The 18,051-nt window shown below is 60.4% G+C and carries 16 protein-coding genes; 12 read left to right on the top strand and 4 right to left on the bottom strand.

Annotated features, from left to right (window positions below):
- Positions 1 to 59: 59 nt before the first annotated feature.
- The 5 genes from AXF15_RS03480 (at position 60) to AXF15_RS03460 (ending at position 4,559) form a co-directional block, all read left to right on the top strand.
- Positions 60 to 599 carry a hypothetical protein gene (locus AXF15_RS03480; protein ID WP_066603388.1) on the top strand — a complete coding sequence of 180 codons (540 nt, stop codon included), beginning with the start codon at positions 60 to 62 and terminating at the stop codon, positions 597 to 599.
- Positions 596 to 1,807, top strand: coding sequence for a bifunctional phosphopantothenoylcysteine decarboxylase/phosphopantothenate--cysteine ligase CoaBC (gene coaBC, locus AXF15_RS03475; RefSeq protein WP_066603385.1), 1,212 nt, complete (start codon positions 596 to 598; stop codon positions 1,805 to 1,807). Before AXF15_RS03480 ends, coaBC begins: the two co-directional genes overlap by 4 nt.
- Entirely contained in the window at positions 1,804 to 2,367 is a 564-nt protein-coding gene (locus tag AXF15_RS03470; protein WP_066603383.1) for a hypothetical protein, read from the top strand. The genes coaBC and AXF15_RS03470 overlap by 4 nt, the downstream gene beginning before the upstream one ends.
- Before the next feature lie 286 nt (positions 2,368 to 2,653).
- A complete protein-coding gene (locus tag AXF15_RS03465; protein WP_066603381.1) occupies positions 2,654 to 3,661 on the top strand; it encodes an NAD-dependent epimerase in 1,008 nt (335 codons plus the stop codon).
- Between the two features lie 109 nt (positions 3,662 to 3,770).
- On the top strand, positions 3,771 to 4,559 hold the full coding sequence (locus tag AXF15_RS03460; RefSeq protein WP_066608625.1) for a ParA family protein: 789 nt from the start codon (positions 3,771 to 3,773) through the stop codon (positions 4,557 to 4,559).
- On the opposite strand, the gene AXF15_RS03455 is transcribed toward AXF15_RS03460, so the two are convergent.
- Positions 4,535 to 4,945 (bottom strand): hypothetical protein, encoded by a 411-nt coding sequence (locus tag AXF15_RS03455; RefSeq protein WP_066603376.1) that lies wholly within the window; start codon positions 4,943 to 4,945, stop codon positions 4,535 to 4,537. The two genes, AXF15_RS03460 and AXF15_RS03455, sit on opposite strands and share 25 nt — an antisense overlap.
- A gap of 72 nt (positions 4,946 to 5,017) precedes the next feature.
- On the opposite strand from AXF15_RS03455, the gene AXF15_RS03450 reads away from it, so the two are divergent.
- The 6 genes from AXF15_RS03450 to metG all read left to right on the top strand — a co-directional run bounded on the left by AXF15_RS03450 (position 5,018) and on the right by metG (position 12,577).
- Positions 5,018 to 5,884, top strand: a complete 867-nt coding sequence (locus tag AXF15_RS03450; protein ID WP_066603372.1) for a ParB/RepB/Spo0J family partition protein — start codon at positions 5,018 to 5,020, stop codon at positions 5,882 to 5,884.
- The gene (locus tag AXF15_RS03445) at positions 5,881 to 6,876 is read left to right on the top strand and encodes a bifunctional heptose 7-phosphate kinase/heptose 1-phosphate adenyltransferase (RefSeq protein ID WP_066603371.1); all 996 of its coding nucleotides are present in this window, start codon (positions 5,881 to 5,883) and stop codon (positions 6,874 to 6,876) included. The genes AXF15_RS03450 and AXF15_RS03445 overlap by 4 nt, the downstream gene beginning before the upstream one ends.
- Before the next feature lie 162 nt (positions 6,877 to 7,038).
- Positions 7,039 to 7,893, top strand: a complete 855-nt coding sequence (locus AXF15_RS03440) for a sulfide/dihydroorotate dehydrogenase-like FAD/NAD-binding protein (RefSeq protein WP_151192272.1) — start codon at positions 7,039 to 7,041, stop codon at positions 7,891 to 7,893.
- Positions 7,877 to 9,295, top strand: a complete 1,419-nt coding sequence (gltA, locus tag AXF15_RS03435) for an NADPH-dependent glutamate synthase (protein WP_066603369.1) — start codon at positions 7,877 to 7,879, stop codon at positions 9,293 to 9,295. The genes AXF15_RS03440 and gltA overlap by 17 nt, the downstream gene beginning before the upstream one ends.
- A gap of 193 nt (positions 9,296 to 9,488) precedes the next feature.
- Positions 9,489 to 10,643, top strand: a complete 1,155-nt coding sequence (locus tag AXF15_RS03430) for a regulatory iron-sulfur-containing complex subunit RicT (protein WP_066603365.1) — start codon at positions 9,489 to 9,491, stop codon at positions 10,641 to 10,643.
- A 26-nt stretch (positions 10,644 to 10,669) separates the two neighbouring features.
- Complete coding sequence (gene metG, locus AXF15_RS03425) at positions 10,670 to 12,577, top strand: methionine--tRNA ligase (protein ID WP_066603359.1); 1,908 nt, start codon at positions 10,670 to 10,672, stop codon at positions 12,575 to 12,577.
- 114 nt (positions 12,578 to 12,691) lie between these two features.
- Here metG and AXF15_RS03420 read toward each other — a convergent pair whose 3' ends face one another.
- Both AXF15_RS03420 and AXF15_RS03415 read right to left on the bottom strand, forming a co-directional pair.
- A complete protein-coding gene (locus tag AXF15_RS03420; protein WP_066603357.1) occupies positions 12,692 to 13,288 on the bottom strand; it encodes a nitroreductase family protein in 597 nt (198 codons plus the stop codon).
- Between the two features lie 26 nt (positions 13,289 to 13,314).
- Positions 13,315 to 14,034, bottom strand: coding sequence for a uracil-DNA glycosylase (locus tag AXF15_RS03415; protein WP_066603354.1), 720 nt, complete (start codon positions 14,032 to 14,034; stop codon positions 13,315 to 13,317).
- 173 nt (positions 14,035 to 14,207) lie between these two features.
- On the opposite strand from AXF15_RS03415, the gene AXF15_RS03410 reads away from it, so the two are divergent.
- Positions 14,208 to 17,039 carry an insulinase family protein gene (locus tag AXF15_RS03410; protein ID WP_066603351.1) on the top strand — a complete coding sequence of 944 codons (2,832 nt, stop codon included), beginning with the start codon at positions 14,208 to 14,210 and terminating at the stop codon, positions 17,037 to 17,039.
- Between the two features lie 69 nt (positions 17,040 to 17,108).
- Here the strand turns inward: AXF15_RS03410 and AXF15_RS03405 are convergent, their stop codons facing one another.
- On the bottom strand, positions 17,109 to 17,960 hold the full coding sequence (locus AXF15_RS03405; protein ID WP_066603347.1) for an SDR family oxidoreductase: 852 nt from the start codon (positions 17,958 to 17,960) through the stop codon (positions 17,109 to 17,111).
- Positions 17,961 to 18,051 lie beyond the last annotated feature (91 nt).

Raw genomic sequence — 18,051 nt, 5'->3', positions numbered from 1 at the left:
ACGGATGCGTCCGGCCTTCTTTCCGCCGGAATTACATAACATCAACCGAGGAGTGTATTATGCGTTATCTGAAAATCGTTCTGCTGCTCCTGCTGCTCCCGGCCTGGGGATGCGCCAACCTCACGGGATCGAGCTCCCCGGAACCCCAGACCGCGCCCATGCCCTCCAGTTTTTTCTATGACTTCAACGATATCCGCGTCCCTTCGGAGATGGAGATCCAGCCCAAAAAATCCTCCATTGCTCCGGTAGAAGGCGGCAAGTCCGGCGTCATGAAGTTCAAGGGCCGGGTAGAACCCATTTCCCTTTTCGATTTCTTTTACAACAACATGCCCAAGGATGGCTGGACCCTTCTGACCTACCAGAAATATCAGCGGTACCTGCTGGTCTTCTCCAAAGACAACCGCATTACCGTAATCACCATCGAAGAAGATCCCATCTATTACACATGGGCCGAGATCTGGGTTTCGCCTCGCGTTCCTGCGGTCGCACCGGCCTATTCCGGCGGAACGCAGCACATGGATACATATTCGCCATCCGGAATGTCCGGCAATCCGCCCTTCGGATCAACCCTTGAAAACGAGAGAAATCTTCCCCAATGATTCCCGAGCATTACCTTTTCGACACCTTCCGCGGCAAACGCCTGCAACTAGGCGTGACGGGCTCCATCGCCGCCTACAAGGCCCTGGAGCTGACCCGGGTGTTCACCAGTATGAGCATACAGGTGGGCGTCACACTGTCGCCCGGCGCCCATCAGTTCGTTACGGACTTCTCCTTCGGCGCGGTGGGAGCCGACCCCATCCATACCAGGCTTTTCAACCCGGAGGAGCACTTCGGACACCTTGAACCGGCCGTGGCCGACGCCTTTCTGATCGCGCCAGCCTCGGCAAACCTGCTGGCCAAGGTAGCTCACGGACTGGCTGACGACATCCTGAGCTGCCAGCTTCTGGCTTACACCGGCCCGATCCTGGCCGCCCCGGCCATGAATCCGAACATGTGGAATGCCAAGTCCACTCAGGCAAACTGGCAAACCCTCCTCCAGCGCGGCGTGCGCGGCATCGGCCCGGCCTGCGGCACAGTGGCCTGCGGCGATACGGGCGCGGGCAAAATGTCCGGTATCGACGAAATCTTCATTCACACCCTGCGCGCACTGGCTCCGCAGAACATGGCCGGGCTCAAGGTCATGGTCACCCTGGGCCCCACGCGCGAATACTTTGACCGGGCCAGATTCTGGTCCAATCCGTCCACCGGGCTCATGGGGACGAGTCTGGCCATCAGCGCCGCGCTGCGGGGAGCGGACGTGACCGCCATCCACGGTCCCATTTCCCTGGCCATGCCGGACTTCATCCGCACGGTGCCCGTGACCTCGGCAAGAGAGATGTTCGAAGCCGCGCGGGATTGTTTTCCCTCCCAGAATATCGGCTGCTTTACGGCGGCGGTGGCGGATTTCCGCCCGCCGGAATGCCCTCAGGCCAAATTCAAAAAAGATGGAGGAGGGCTGTCGCTGAACTTCGAGCAGAACCCCGATATTTTGGCGACCCTGAGCGTATCCAAGAAGGCTGGGCAGAAGACCATCGGCTTCGCGGCCGAAGCCGAAAATCTGTGGGAAAACGCCCGGCAGAAGCTGAAGGAAAAAAATCTGGACCTGCTGGTGGCCAACCCCATCGGAGAAGAGGGGGCGGGATTTGCCGCTTCCACCAACCGGGTGGCCGTTTTTGACCGGGCGGGACGCGAAGACCACTGGCCTCAGATGAAAAAGACGGAAATTGCCTGGAGGATCTGGGATTGGATCTCGGCGAGTACCGAATGACCGAACGGGAACGCCTGCTCAAACGGGCAGGCGTTTTCTGCCTGTGGCGGGGGATTTCGCCGGATCGTGCGGAACCGGCGGCTCTCCGTGACTCAGAAATAGATAATTCTCAAAAAATTCCAAATAATTACACCATTCCGCCATATCTTCTCGCGTTGTTTCACGAGAAACAATGCCCTGTGCGCACCTTGTGGACCTATCCAGGCTTGGCTGCGGATCTGGGCCTGCCGACCCCATCCCCGCGCCTTGCTCTCTTTCGGAAAATTCAGGAATCCGTTTGCGGCCATCTGGGCTGGAAAAAACAGGATATCTCCGCCTGGCCACTGGATGTAGGGAATGCACTCCTTCGCCATGGCCTCGAACATTTTTGTCCCAGCGTGGTCATCTGCTTTGTCCAAGACGCGTCTGAAATCAGACCGCTGCAAACCGGCCTGAAGGATACCTGCCCCCAGACGAGACTTTTCCTGCTCCCCGACATCACGGACATGGCGCAGGGAAATCAGGCCGCCAAAAACACTGCCTGGAAAATATTGCAGGATATTTTCCCAGCATCTCCTTAATCCCTTGGGTACGGCGGTTCACAAGCCTCCATGGTGGCTCCACCGTCATGGCATAAGCATAGCCGCCACGTTTCACATGAAACATTCCGTTCCCATCGACATCGCGGAATCAGGCGACTGGCCCCACCATGCCAAACGACAATCACTCCTCATGCGCCGCAGAACTCCATAAAACACGCTCATACTTCTTATTGAATTGCCCCGCGCCCGCGGGGCATCTTTTCCGTATTGCTCAAGAAACATGCTTAAGATAGAGGGCGGCTATCTTCGATTCACGGGAGCATCTATGAAAATTCTCATCACCGGCGCAGCCGGATTCATCGGCTTTCATCTTGCCCGGCGTTTTCTCCAGGCCGGAGAAAACGTGTTCGGACTGGACAATCTGAATGACTATTATTCCGTACAGTTGAAGAAGGATCGGCTGAAACTGCTGCAACAGGAAAGCAAGTTTCATTTCGAGCCCATCGACCTAGCCGACGAGGCGGCCCTGAAGGCATATTTTGCCACGCATGGCTTCACCCATGTGATCAATCTCGCGGCACAGGCCGGGGTCAGGTACTCGCTGATCAACCCGCAGTCCTATATCAGCTCCAACATGGTGGGCTTCGCCAATCTGCTGGAATGCTGCCGCCATCACGAGGTGAAACATCTGGTCTATGCCTCCTCCAGCTCCGTATACGGGCTCAACACCCTCATGCCCTTCAGTGTGCGCCACAATGTGGATCACCCGGTCAGCCTGTACGCGGCCAGCAAAAAATCCAACGAACTGATGGCCCACACCTACAGCTATCTGTACAATCTCCCGACCACGGGCCTGCGCTTCTTCACCGTATACGGCCCCTGGGGGCGCCCGGACATGGCCCTTTACCTGTTCACCAAGGCCATTATGGAGGGTAAACCCATCAAGGTGTTCAATCATGGGAAAATGCGCAGGGATTTCACCTATATCGACGATATCGTCGAAGGCGTTTTCCGTGTCGCCCAGCACATTCCCGAACCCAATCCGCAGTGGGATGGCCAGAAGCCGGATCCCTCCACATCGCCCACACCATACAAAATCTACAATATCGGCAACAACAACTCCGTGGAGCTGGAAACCTTCATCTCTGTGCTGGAAAATGCTTTGGGCAGAAAGGCCATCCGCGGCTACATGGATTTGCAGCCGGGGGATGTACCCGCGACATACGCCGACGTGGACGATCTGATCCGTGACGTGGGCTTCAAACCCGATACAAAAATCGAAGACGGCATCGCCCGGTTTGTGGACTGGTACACGGAATACTACGGCATATAGCCCGTTCGCCCACCCCGGCGACGCAAGTTGAAAGAACGCAAAGCGGCGCGGCACGCCCGGTGCCGGACCGCTTTTGTTTCTCATGAAACATTCTGGCAAGGAGGCGCTTTTGGCCCAGACCCTTGTTTTGGCAAATCAAAAGGGCGGCGTGGGAAAAACCACCACTACCGTCAATCTAGCCGCATCACTGGCGGCCATGGAGAAACGAGTCCTGGTCATCGACTGCGACCCCCAGGCCAACGCGTCCAGCGGCCTGGGCGTGGATTTGGATGCGCTGCGCGGATCGATATATCAGGCGTTTTTTGAACCGGAGAATGCGAGGGAATTCATCGTCGGAACAAACATGGAATACCTGCAGATCCTGTCTTCGACACCCGATTTCGTGGGGGCGGAAATGGAGCTGAGCGATATTCCGGGCAGGGAATTCATTCTGCGCAGAATCGTGAAAAACGTCGAAAGCGGGTTTGACTTCATCCTGATCGACTGTCCGCCGTCTCTGGGACTCATCACCGTCAATGCTCTGTGCGCGGCACGCTGGCTGCTGGTCCCCCTGCAGTGCGAATACTACGCCATGGAGGGCATCGCCCAGCTGATGCAGACCTATGCCCTGATCCGCGAACGGCTGAATCCATCCCTCGATATCCTGGGCATTCTGCTGACCATGTTCGACAAAAGGAACAGGCTGTCCTTCATGGTGGAAAAGGAGGTCCGGGAGCACTTCAAGCAACTGGTCTTCAATACGGCCATCCCGCGCAATGTGCGTCTGTCCGAAGCGCCCAGCCACGGTCTTCCGGCCATCCTGTACGACATCCGCTCTCTGGGCACGCAGTCATATATCAATCTGGCCCAGGAACTTCTGGAGTGTGACCGGCTTCAGCCGCAGGTGCAGGAAAACTGAGGAGTGCAGCTCACGGTAACCTTGTCCTTGAAATGACGCTTGGTCACGCGGGCCTTGCAGGACACACACTGAAAAGACAGCAGCCCGCCCATGTTGGCCGCCCTGAGGATGAACTTGCGCGGCTCGTCAGCCTGCCAGTCGGGTGAGGATGCCCCGCAAATATCGCAGGCCACATCCGTGGGCAGATCGTAGCGGAAGTCCCAGTATTTTTCCAGGAGGGCCAGGTCAGCCAACGGCTCGGCAGGACCGGTTTCAGAGGGAAAAAGCTTTTCCAGCTCGGTCAGCACATGCGAACAGACCCGCTGCCACATTTCTTCTTCCAGAAACACGCCCTGAGCCTTGCCTTGGGCGTCCACGAGATATCTGATGGCCGTATCCTTGTTCATACGCACTCCTTGGGTGGCGCTTTTGCAGTAAATTGAAAGCCCGGCGGACCGGGCAAACACCGCGAGAAAACCATGATCATGAAAAAAAGAGGGCTTGGCCGGGGTCTGGATGTACTCATCAAAAGTCCTGCTGTCGAATCCGGCCATGGAGCGCAGACCGTCAACCTGCCCGCAGAATCCCTGAAACCCAACGCGCATCAGCCCCGGCAGCATTTCGACTCTGCGGCGCTGGAAGAGCTGGCCGGGTCCATCAGGACTCAGGGCCTCATCCAGCCCGTTCTGGTGCGCCCCATGCCCGACGGCACATATGAAATCGTGGCCGGAGAGCGGCGCTGGAGGGCCTGCGTACTGGCCGGTCTGACGGAAATCCAGTGCATCGTCCGGACCATGGACGACTACGAGAGCATGACCATCGCCCTCATTGAAAACCTGCAGCGTGAAGACTTAAATCCCATGGAGGAAGCCCGGGCCTGCGGGCAGATCAGGGATCATCTCGGAATCACGCAGGAAGAGCTGGCCGACCGGATCGGCAAAAGCCGGCCCGCGGTGGCCAACTGTCTGCGCCTTCTGAAGCTGCCGGAAAAGGCGCAGACCCTGCTGGAAAAAGGCGTGCTCTCCGCCGGTCACGGCCGGGCCCTGCTGGCGCTGGATGACACCGCCGCCATGGAATCTCTGGCCCAGGCCGCCGCGGACAAGGGACTCACCGTGCGGGCGCTGGAAGACGCCATCCGCAGGCTCCGGGAAAAACGCCCCCACCGGCCGGCCCGAGCGATTCCGGCCGAAGACATCGGGGGACTGGTCCGGGCACTGCGCGGCCGCTTCACCATCAGCTGTTCGGGCACCAGGGAAAAGGGCAAGGTCGTCCTGTCCTACGCCAGCGAGGAAGAACGGGAACGCATCACCAGGGCGCTGGAAAAGATCTCACAGGAGGACGCGTGAGTCCGTCCGCCGACACGGCCCGACTGGCCGGGGCGAAAGTGCTGGTCATCGGCGACATCATGCTCGACCGGTACCAGCACGGTGTGGTGGAACGCATTTCGCCCGAAGCCCCGGTGCCCGTCGTCCGCGTGGTAAACCAGGATTTCAAGATCGGCGGAGCGGGAAACGTGGCCCAGAACGCGGCCCTGCTGGACGGGTCTCCCACGCTGGTCAGCGTATGCGGGGCGGACGGACACGGTGACGAACTGGAGCGGCTCTGCCGGGCCCTGTATATCGACGCCCGGCTGATTCATTCCACGAGCCGGGAAACCACTCTCAAAACCCGGATCATGGCCGCGCACCAGCAAATGCTGCGTGTGGACAGGGAAACCACCCTGCCGCTGGACGCCGGAGAGTCCGCGGCATTGCGGAGAACCGTGGACGGGCTCGTGGACGGATTCGAAATCATCGTGCTCTCGGACTACGGCAAGGGCGTCGTTTCCGCCGAATTTCTGACCTGGCTCCACGAGCGTGCCGCCGGGCGGAAAATCATCCTCGATCCCAAAACATGCAATTTTCCCCATTACCGGAATCTGTACTGCATGACGCCCAACGCCAAGGAAGCCTCCGAAGGCGCAGGCTTGCCCGTTGCCGGGCGGGAAGACATCATCCGGGCCGGGAAACATATCGTGGAGCGGCACAGGCTTGAAAGTCTGGTCATCACCCTGGGCGCGGACGGCATGGCCGTGTTCCTGCCGGGACAAGGCGTTTTTCATCTGCCCACCACGGCCCAAAAGGTCTTTGACGTAACCGGCGCCGGAGACACCGTGATCGCGGTCATCGCTCTGGCCCTGAGTTCAGGGTTCGACCTGCTGGATTCATGCGTTCTGGCCAACTGCGCGGCGGGACTGGTCGTCGGCCAGGTCGGCGCCGCGGCCGTGAGCCGGGAAGAGCTGGAATCGGAGCTGGCTTCCTCCTCAGTCAGGAAATATCAGCGCTGGGCCGATTTTTAAGCGCATGAAGCCGGGGTCTTGTCCCTTCCGTGACTGGAATCCGGCATTTCAAAGGGTTATTGAACTCGGCAGATGTTTTTTTCCTTTACTATCACCCGAAAATTCTGACAGACAGGCGGAAAAAGAGGGCTTCACGCCAGAGCCTTCGAAACGCCTTCGGGCATGGAGGTGCCGGTGAACAAAATTCTGAAGAAAAGGGCACTGATTCCGGGGAAAACCACGGAACTGACCCTGGATGCTCCGGAAATCGCGAGAAAAGCCAAACCGGGGAATTTCGTCATCCTGCGGATCAATGAATCCGGCGAACGCTTTCCCCTGACCATCGCCGACGCCGACGCCGGGGCAGGCACCATCACCATCGTCTATCTGGTACTGGGCCGGAGCACGGCCATGCTGGAGGCTCTGGAGCAGGGCGACAGTATTCTGGACCTGTGCGGCCCTCTGGGGCAACCTACGGACATCCACAAGGTCGGCACGGTGATCTGCGTGGGCGGCGGCACGGGCATCGCGGCCATGCATCACATCGCCAAGGGGCACGCCCAGGCCGGCAACCGGGTGGTTTCCGTCATCGGAGCGCGTTCCGCCGACCTGCTGCTGTTCGAGGAGGAACTCAGGAAGTTCAGCCACGAAGTACTGGTGGCCACAGACGACGGCAGCCGGGGAGAAAAAGGCTTCGTCACCCAGATTCTGCAGAAACGCCTGGAGGAGGACCCGCAGATAAAGGAAGTGGTGGCCGTGGGACCGGTGCCCATGATGCGGGCCGTGGCCGGAGTGACCCGGCCCTTCGGCGTGAAGACCGTGGTCAGCCTGAACTCCATTATGGTGGACGGCATCGGCATGTGCGGCGCCTGCCGGGTGCGGGTGGACAACAATATCCGCTTCGCCTGCGTGGACGGCCCCGAATTCGACGCGCATCAGGTGGATTTCGACGAACTCATGTTACGGCTTGGGTCCTACGTGACTCAGGAAAAAGAATCCTATAAACGCTACTGTGAATGCCATGAATCAAAAAACTAAGCGTCTTCCCCGCGTGTCCATGCCCATGCAGGACGCACAGCTGAGGCGGGGCAACTTCAGCGAAGTGGCCCTCGGATACACGCTTGAACAGGCCAGAACAGAAGCCGGCCGATGTTTGCAGTGCAAGAAGGCTCCCTGCCAGCTGGGCTGTCCCGTGGAGGTGGATTGCAAACAGTTCATCCGCCATGTGGCGGAAGGACGGCTGGATGAAGCCTACTCGGTGATCAAGGCCACCAACAGCCTGCCCGCCATCTGCGGCCGGGTCTGCCCTCAGGAGAAGCAGTGCGAGCTCAAATGCAAGCTTCTGCCCACGGGACAGCCCATCGCCATCGGGCGGCTGGAAAGGTTTGTGGCCGATTCCTACTACGCGGAAAATCCCTGCGACGCCGTCACAGGCGGAGACGAGTGCCGCCTGCTGCGAGACGACCTGAAAGTGGCCTGTGTGGGATCGGGCCCCAGCAGCCTCACCGTCGCCGGATATCTGGCCGCGCTGGGCATCCCCGTCACCGTGTTCGAAGCCCTCCATGAAGTTGGCGGCGTGCTGGTATACGGCATTCCGGAATTCCGCCTGCCCAAGTCCATCGTGCGCACGGAGGTGGAATTCCTCAAACGTATGGGTGTGGAGTTCAAGACCAACTGGGTGGTGGGCAAGACCGTAGGCATCCGGGAGCTGATGGACGAGGGCTACCAGGCCGTATTCATCGGCGTGGGCGCCGGGCTGCCCAAATTTCTGGGCATACCGGGCGAAAGCCTGCTCGGCGTGTACAGCGCCAACGAATATCTGACCCGCGTCAATCTGATGCGCGGCTACAGATTTCCGGAAGTGGACACGCCGGTGGCCGCCGGACGCCATGTCGTGGTCCTCGGCGGCGGCAACGTGGCCATGGATGCCGCACGTACGGCCCTGCGCCTGAACGCGGAAAAAGTGACCATCGTGTACCGCCGGACCAAGGAAGAAATGCCCGCCCGGCTGGAAGAGCTGGAACATGCCCTGGAAGAAGGCGTCGTACTGGAAAACCTGGCCGCACCCATCGCCTTCAACGGCGACGAACACGGCCGGCTGATCAGTCTGACGGTTCAGCGCATGGAGCTTGGCGAACCCGACGATTCCGGGCGGCGCAGGCCCGTGCCCGTGAAAGATGCCTATTTCGACATCCCCACCGATCTGGCCGTTCTGGGCATCGGCACCGGCCCCAACCCGGTGCTGCTGCGCGAAACCCCGGAACTGACCCTGAACAAGTGGGCCTACATCAAGGCCGATCCGGAAACTGGGGAGACGGACATTCCCATGGTTTTCGCCGGAGGAGACATCGTCACCGGCGCGGCCACCGTAGTGCTGGCCATGGGCGCGGGACGGAAGGCCGCCCGGGAAATCGCGCGCAGGCTCGGCGTGGAGCAGTAACCCGCTCTCCGGCCATGCCTCGAAAGCGCCTCCGGGAGACATTCCGGGGGCGCTTTTATCTGACGGCCTCCGCCCAGGTCTTCTTCGGGAGAACGACTTGTCACTTCCGGCGTCTGCCGTTACAAAAAATGGTCCCCGTCACGAAACCATTTAAGGACTTCAGCGCTGTCCACCGGACGGCTTCGGAACATATATGGCGCAATACGCAGGCGTTTCCTTCAAACGCCACGGACAGATTTACTTTTTCACGACCTCGCCCTTCGTGCTGAACATGCGCGACCGGGTGCTCGTCAAAACCGAGGAAGGCATCGGCTTCGGCGAAGTAATGAGCCTTCGCGACACCCTGCCCGAGGGCCTCGACGCCGGGACGTTGAAACCCATCTACCGCCCCGCCACTCAGGAAGATCTGGATATCTGGCAGGAAAACCAGGAGCTGGCCGGAGAATCCAAGAAATTCTGTCAGCAATGCGTGTCCCGTTTCGGACTGGACATGAAACTGGTGGATGTGGAGATCTATTTCGACAAGAGCAAGATGATCTTCTATTTCACCGCTCCGGGCCGGGTGGATTTCCGTGAACTGGTCAAGGATCTGGTCCGGGCCTACCGTACGCGCATCGAGCTCCGCCAGATCGGCGTGCGCCACGAAACCCAGATGATCGGGGCATTGGGCGGCTGCGGGGAAATCTGCTGCTGCCGCCGGTACCTGCGGAACTTCGCGCCGGTGACCATCAAGATGGCCAAGGACCAGAACCTGTTCCTCAACCCGGCCAAGATTTCCGGAGTCTGCGGCCGCCTGCTGTGCTGTCTGGCCTACGAGAAGGACAACTACGCCGATTTCCAGAACCGGGCCCCGCGTATCGGCCGCAAATACATGACCACCCACGGGGCCATGAAAACGCTCAGGGCCAACATGTTCCGCGATTCCGTCAGCGTGATGAACGAGGCCGGAGAGGAGCTGGATTTTTCTCTGGACGACTGGAACGCCATGCTGTCACCGGACCAGCCGCGCATGGCCGGCCACGGGGACGTGAGCGGCGAAATTCCGGCCGAGCTGGCCGCTCTGGCGGATCCGGAAACCCGTTCGGCCAAACGCCCCCGGCGGGCTTTCAGGTCGCAGCAGAACAGACCTCCCCGGCACGAGGGCGACCGTCAGGACGCCGGGCGGAAGCAGCCGGAGCGCACCGAACGGAATGAACCGCACCCTCGCCCACAGCGTCAGGAGGCCCGCCCGCCCCGCTCTTCATCCAGACCGGAAGCCGAAGAGCGCAGGGACCCGCGCCGCCGCGACAGGCGGCGAAAATCCGGGACACCCCGGGACGGCGGCCAGTCCCCAGCTCCGGCGGAATAGATTTTCAGGCGACTCAAGGAGAACCAATGAAATCTTTTTTCATATCCACACCCATCTATTACGTGAACGCCCGCCCGCATCTGGGGCACGGCTACACCACCATCGTTGCCGACAGCGTGAGCCGCTTCCACCGTCTGAAGGGCGACATGACCTATTTTCTGACAGGCACCGACGAACACGGAGACAAAATCGTCCAGGCCGCGGAAGCCGGAGGCCGGACGCCTGAAGTCTATGCCGACGCCATCAGCCAGCTGTTCAGGGATCTCTGGCCCGATCTGGAGATCGCCAACGACGATTTCATCCGGACCACGGAGGAACGCCACAAGCAGTGCGTGCAGGAGGTGCTGCAACGCGTCTTCGACAACGGAGACATCTATTTCGACGAGTACGGCGGGCATTACTGCTACGGCTGCGAGCGGTTCTACACGGAAAAGGAGCTGGTGGACGGCAAATGCCCGGATCATCAGACAGCTCCGGCCTTCATCAAGGAAAAGAACTATTTTTTCCGCATGAGCAAATATCTTGAACCGCTCCGCCGGCATATCGAGGAATACCCGGAATTCATCCAGCCCGAAGGCTACCGCAATGAAATCCTGGCCATGCTCCGGGAAGACCTTGGAGATCTGTGCATTTCCCGGCCCAAAACCCGGCTGACCTGGGGCATCGAACTGCCCTTTGACAGAGATTTCGTGACCTATGTCTGGTTCGACGCCCTTATCAACTACATTTCCGCGCTGGGTTACCCCGACGGAGAAAAATTCCGCAAATACTGGCCGGGAGCCCATCACCTGGTGGCCAAGGACATCCTGAAGCCCCATGCCGTGTTCTGGCCGACCATGCTCATGTCCGCCGGCATCCCCCTGTACAAGGGGCTGCGCGTGCACGGATACTGGACCATCAACGAAGCCAAGATGTCCAAAAGCCTGGGCAACGTGGTCGCCCCTCTGGACATGGCCCGGAAGTACGGACTCGCCGCCTTCCGCTATTTCCTGCTGTCGGAAATGACCTTCGGCCAGGACTCCTCCTTCAGCGAAGAGGCGCTGGTGAACCGCTTCAACGCGGATCTGGCCAACGACCTGGGCAACCTCTTTTCGCGGACCCTGTCCATGACCCACAAGTATTTCGGCGGCATCGTGCCCGAATGCGCGGCCCTTGAGGACATGGACCGGGAAGTGCTGACCGTGGGCCACAACGCCATGGCCAACTTCCAGGACCAGTTCGAGCATTTCCAGTTTTCCAAGGCCCTCAGATCCCTGTGGGATCTGATCCGCCATCTGAACAAGTACATCGACTCCGCCGCGCCCTGGACCCTGTACAAGAATGGAGACTCCACCCGGCTGGGCACGGTCATGTATGTGGTGCTGGAAGGTATGCGCAAGGTGGCCCTGCATCTGTGGCCGGTCATGCCCTCGGCCAGCGAAACCATGCTCGCCCAGCTGGGCGTGAAATTCAGCCTCGGCGACGCGGATCTGGAAGGTGAAGCCAACTCCTGGTTCGGCCTTGCTCCGGGAACAGCCGTGGAGGAAAAATCCAACCTGTTCCCCCGTCAGGAAAAAGACGCCGCAAAAATCCAGTCATCCCCCGAAGCTACGTCACTGGTGAATACGCCCCACATTGAATTCGAGGACTTCGCCAAAGTCGACCTGCGCGTGGGCACGGTGCTCGCGGCCAAGGTTCACCCTGCGGCCGACCGGCTGCTGGTGCTGGAAATAGACGCCGGAGAGGAAGAGCCGCGGCAGATCGTGGCGGGTCTGGCCGAATTCTGGAAACCGGAGGAACTGGCCGGACGGCAGGTGGTCATGGTGGCCAATCTGAAACCGCGCAAGCTGCGCGGGCTGGTCTCTCAGGGTATGGTTCTGGCCGTGAAGCAGGAAAACGGGCTCCAGCTGCTGACCCCCACCGGCAAGGTGGCAAACGGCAGCAGGGTGTCCTGACGTCCGCTAAATTTTCATACAGCCATGAAGCGCAAAAAGGCCGTGAATTTCACGGCCTTTTCTTTCAGGGACACGATCCGGATTGAGCGGATGCCAAAGCTGAAATCTGCGGCCCTACCAGGCGCCCCGCTTCCAGATTTCGTCCAGCGACTTGCGCGGGGAAGGCTTTTCCCAGTCGATGTACGGCTTTTCCAGCTTCTCCCTGGCTGCCAGCACGCCCATGGCAAAACCGGCCACCACTTCGAATTCTTCCCTGGAAATGGCGAAGGCCTTGTAAACGTCGTCTTTTTTGATCCCGGCCATGCAATGGGTATGCAGCCCCAGGCTGCTGGCCTGAAGGGTGAAAGACACCCAGGCCGCGCCGCAGTCGAACACGGCCCAGTCGTTGGGCGCGCCGTTATGGGTGAAATTCCGGCGGGCCAGAATGAAGCCGAGCAGGGACGCGCTCTTGGCCCATTTCTGGTTGGGTTCCACCAGCAGGCCCAGAAAAGTGTCGAAGGTCTCCGGAGTGGAAGTCAGGATGCGCCAGGGCTGTTCGTTGTACGCAGACGGAGCCCAGCGGGCCGCGTCGAAGATGACGGCCAGATCTCCGGCGGCAATGGGCTCTCCGGAGAAGGAGCGCGGCGACCAGCGCTCCGGAAAGAGCGGGTTGACGCCGGGATGGGCGTCGCGGGTGCTGAAATCTGGCGTGTAGGAAGCCGTATACTTCATGGGTGCCTCCGCAAAATGTCGCTGGATTATTTCAGAATATCCCCTGTACCGCGAGTGTCAACATTTCCGGAGAATAGCTTCGCGGCCCGCATGAACTGGGCGCGAAAGAGCCCCGCTCCGCCATTGGCCGGATGGCGCAGCTCCCCGGCCATGACACCCATGTCCGCCAGAAGCCGGCCGGATTTCCGCCCTACCGCCAATACCGCCGCGCCGGGAACGTAGTCGTGCAGGGCCTTAAGGACGGGGCGGGCCAGCACCAGTTCCGTATCGGAAGGTGTGCGGTTGCTGAGCATGCCCTTTTCGGGCTTGTACGGATGCCAGGGAAAGGCGTTCCACAAAATGACCATGCGCGGATCGAGCCCCGCCTCGCACACGCTCTTCCAGACCACGGTGCAGGTGGGCTCCGTGAAGCCGCTCGACTTCAGGCTTTCGCGGCTGGTGCGCCGGGCCGGACCGGAAAAAACCATGCCCGGCTCCAGACCCTGCGGACGCAAATGGCCGAGCAGCAGCCGCTCCGAGGTCATGGGAATGCCGGTGAAATGCCCGCCCTGATATCCCAGAGCCTCGGCCAGCAGGATGATCCGGGCCTGCCGCCGCTCTTCCAGATAGGCCCGCAACTGGGCCCGGCGGATGCCCGGCGCCCCGGGGGAGGCGTCGTGTTCCAAATCCCGCTGATACCACGGGTTGAAGACCGCTCCAGCGGGAGCGGCGCGCAGTAGCTTGAAGAAGTGGTCCAGTCCGGGCATGGGTGCTATGGCTACACATGCCTCATCCGCGGGGCAAGGCCACGTCTGCCGCGAAGCGAGCCATCCGGCATCCGCAGACCCATGATCGGGACAAGACAAACTTTTCCGCCGGCCCGTGCACCGGCTGTTCATCCGGGAGGGGCATTGCCCATCCTCCAAGACAAGGAGCATACATGACTTCCATCCGTACACTGTGTTTTGTGCTGCTGCTCACCGGACAGGCCGTGGCCGGGCAGATCCGCGTTTCGGATACGGATTCCCGCCAGTACCGCGCCCTGAAACTGGATTCCGGCCTGGAGGTGCTGCTGGTCCGCGACGAACGCGCGGCCAAGGCTGCGGCGGCCGTAGCCGTCGGCGTGGGCAGCCTGGACAACCCCGACTCCCAGCTCGGTCTGGCGCACTATCTGGAGCACATGCTTTTTCTGGGCTCCGCCTCCTATCCCGGAGCGGAGGACTATCAGGCTTTCATCAGCCGCAACGGCGGCCGGACCAATGCCTCCACCGGCTACACATCCACCACGTACATGATGGAAGTGGACCCGCCCGCCTTCGCCGAAGCCCTGCACCGCATGGCCGACACGCTGGCCCGCCCCCTGCTGAACCCGGTCTATGCGGACAAGGAGCGAAACGCCGTCAACGCGGAGATGGAATCCCTCAAATACAGCGACGGACGGCGCATGGCCATGCTGGCCCTGTCCACGCTGAATCCGGCCCATCCGGCCTCGCGGTTCTCCGGCGGCAATCTGGAAACCCTCTCCGACAAGCCGGGCAGCGTGCTGCAGGAAGAACTGATCCGCTTTCACCGCCGGCACTACAGGGGCAACCTGATGAAGGCCGCACTGTACGGCCCGCAGTCCCTCGATGAACTGGAAACCCTGGCCCGGAAGGAACTGGCCGCCATCCCCGGAGACGGGGCGGAAATTCCGGCTCCCGCCGCGCCGCCGGTCACGGACCAGGAACAGGGACTGATCTTCGGCGTGCGTCCTGTGGGCGAAGTCCGCAGCCTGACGGTGGAATTCGTCCTCCCCGGCTTCCAGAACGACCGGACATCCAAGCCGGTGCAGGCCCTGGCGGCCGTGCTGGGGACGGAAACGGAACATTCCCTGGTGGACGTACTGCGCCGGAAGGGTCTGGCGCTGGGCCTTTCCGCGGGCGGGGACACGGAAACCCTGCGCAACGGCGTGTCCCTGTCCCTGTCCGTGCGGCTTACGGAAAAAGGGGACCAAAACCGGGACGAAGTGCTGGGCATGATCTTCGCCTATCTGGAAATGCTCAGAACGCGCGGCATCGGCCCGGAATATTTCGACCAGACGCGGGACATGATGAACATGGAGTTCCGCTTCGCGCCCATGAGCAGCGGTTTCGATTATGTGCTGGGAGCCGCCGGACTGATGCTGCGCTACCCCGTGGAGGATGTGAACTACGGCCCCTACAGGATGGACGCCTTTGCACGCGAGGCCGTGGCCGGCATCCTTTCCCGGATGACTCCTGACCGCGCCCGCGTCTTTCAGGTGGGGATGGATCAGCCTGCGGACAAAAAAGCATTCTTCTACGAAACCCCGTACAGTGTGCGCCCCATCGGGCAGGACGACCTGGCCCGCTGGAAGGAAGCCGCCCGTGCGGAAGAGTTCCGGCTCCCGGTGCTCAATCCCTTTGTGCCGGACGATTTTTCCCTGGTGGCAAGCGCCCCCGGAAAGCCGCACAGGCTCGTGGACAAGCCCGGCCTGCGCGTATGGCAGGCCGCTTCCCGATTCCGGCACGAACCCAAAGCCATCCTCCTGACCCGGCTGCAATCCGCGCACTTCTCCTCCACTCCGGCCCAGGAGGCCATGCAGGGTATCCTGCTCGAACTGTGGAACCAGAACCAGGCCGGGCTGCATTATCAGGCCCAGGAGGCCGGGCTCGACCTTTCCGTATCCGGCGACGGAGGGCTCCTTGTCCGCATCGGCGGCTTCAGCCAGCACCAAGCCGACCTGCTGCCCAGGGTTCTGGCTTTTCTGGATCAGAAAATCGGTCCGGAGGCCTTCGAACAGGCCAGGGCGGAATACCTGCGCGGCCTGGCCAACATGGCCAAACGGGGCGTTTTCGGCCAGGCCATGCAGACCATGGGCAATCTGGTGCGCGTGCCTTCCTGGAGCCGGAAAAGCCTGGAAAACGCGGCCAAAACGATAACGCTTGAAGACTGGACGGCCTGGCTGCACGCCGTGCGCGGCGACATGGACTGCACGGTGTTCGGATTCGGCAATATCTCCGCCGGGACTCTGACGGATCTGGGGCGGGTCCTCGCCCCGTACGCCACGGCGTCCGGACCGGCGGAATCCCGGCGAATTCTGCCCGTTCCGGGCGTGACGGCGGATTATCGGGAAAGCATCGCACTGGAAGACAGCGTGCTGGTGGAACTCTTTCTTGACCCCGAACCCGGCGAAAACGCCAGGGCCAGGGCAATGCTTCTGGAGGAACTGCTGTCCACCCGCTTCTACAGCCGACTGCGCACGGAAGAACAGCTGGGATACATCGTCACGACGTTCCCGGTCATGTTCGCTCACTGCGCGGGCGTCGGTTTCGGTGCTCAGAGTCCCGTGGCGGGCACGGCGGAACTGGCGGACCGCTTCGGCTCGTTCTTCTTCCACGCCCTGGAACAGATGCGCGGCGTAACCGCAGAAGAATTCGAGACCGTGCGCCAGGGCGCGCTGGCCTCCATCACCAGAACGCCGGATACGCTGGAAGAGGAATTCGGATGGCTGGAGGCGGACCTGCGTCTGGGGAACGCCGCCTTTGACGGCCGGACACGCCTGACCGAAGCCCTGCGGCGGACCACCCTGCCCGAAGTGGTGCGCCTGTACGAGACCCTGATTCTCGGTCCGCGCGGCACGCGGGTGCTGATTCAGGCCCAGGGACAGCGCTTTCAGGACGCGGGATTCGCCCAAAAATCCGGAGCCGTGGAAGTGACGGAACCGGAAGGCTTCCAAGCCCTCATGGGAACACAACGGTATCGGGGATTGTAGGTTACGCGGGCTTTGCCCGCGTAACCCGGTCCAGTGCCTGTTCCGTTTCAAAAGAGCCGGAAAACAAAGTCATACCCTCAGTGCAGCCTGCACCATTTTATCCAGCGGTGTGGTCGGGCGGCCAATCAATCGGGAAAGAGTCCGGTCTTCGCTGAACAATGCACCCTTTTCTGCGTCTGCGTCCCAGCCTGCGATCAGAGCGGCAAAATCTTCTGGCACACCCGCCTGAACCAGCGCGGCAGCATAGTCAGCTTCAGGAATATTCACATAAGGAATCTTTTTGCCTGACTGTCTGGAAACTTCAGCAGCTAAATCCGCCAGAGTGTACGCGGTATCGCCTGCAAGCTCATAAGTCTTGCCTTCATGCCCGGTAGAAGTCAGTACGGCCACAGCAGCCTCGGCATAATCCTCACGGGCGGCGGAAGAAATTTTACCCTCGCCCGCACTGCCATAAAAGGCATTGTTCTCCAGCGCCGCAGGAATTGAACTGGTGTAATTTTCAGTGTACCAGCCATTGCGCAAAATGGTGTAGTCAACACCGGAATGTTTCAGATCAGATTCGGTGACAGGGTGCTCCCGAGCGACACTCAGAGGAGACGTATCAGCACGCAACAAGCTTGTGTACACGATATGCTTCACACCCGCTTTTTTTGCGGCATCAATGATATTTCTATGCTGAGCAATACGCTTTCCTATTTCGTTTCCAGAGATTAATAACAGCTTATCTATCCCCTGCATCGCGGCGCCCAATGCACCTGGATCGGTATAATCAGCTTGCCGTACGGCTACGCCCAGATTTTTGGATTTGGAAGTGTTACGCACAATGGCAACGATGTCAGATGGAGCTATTTTCTCCTTCAGTTTAGCAATAACATATCGGCCAAGTTGTCCAGCAGCACCAGTGACAGCTATAGTAGTCATTGTCCTTCTCCTTATTCAAGGTGACTGAAAATAAGAGGGCGACACATGGCTCCCATCCATAACCAGACTATCTTTTTTGGGAAGTACTTAC

Source organism: Desulfomicrobium orale DSM 12838 (assembly GCF_001553625.1).
Lineage (GTDB): Bacteria > Desulfobacterota > Desulfovibrionia > Desulfovibrionales > Desulfomicrobiaceae > Desulfomicrobium > Desulfomicrobium orale.
This window is presented reverse-complemented; position numbering and strand designations above follow the sequence as displayed.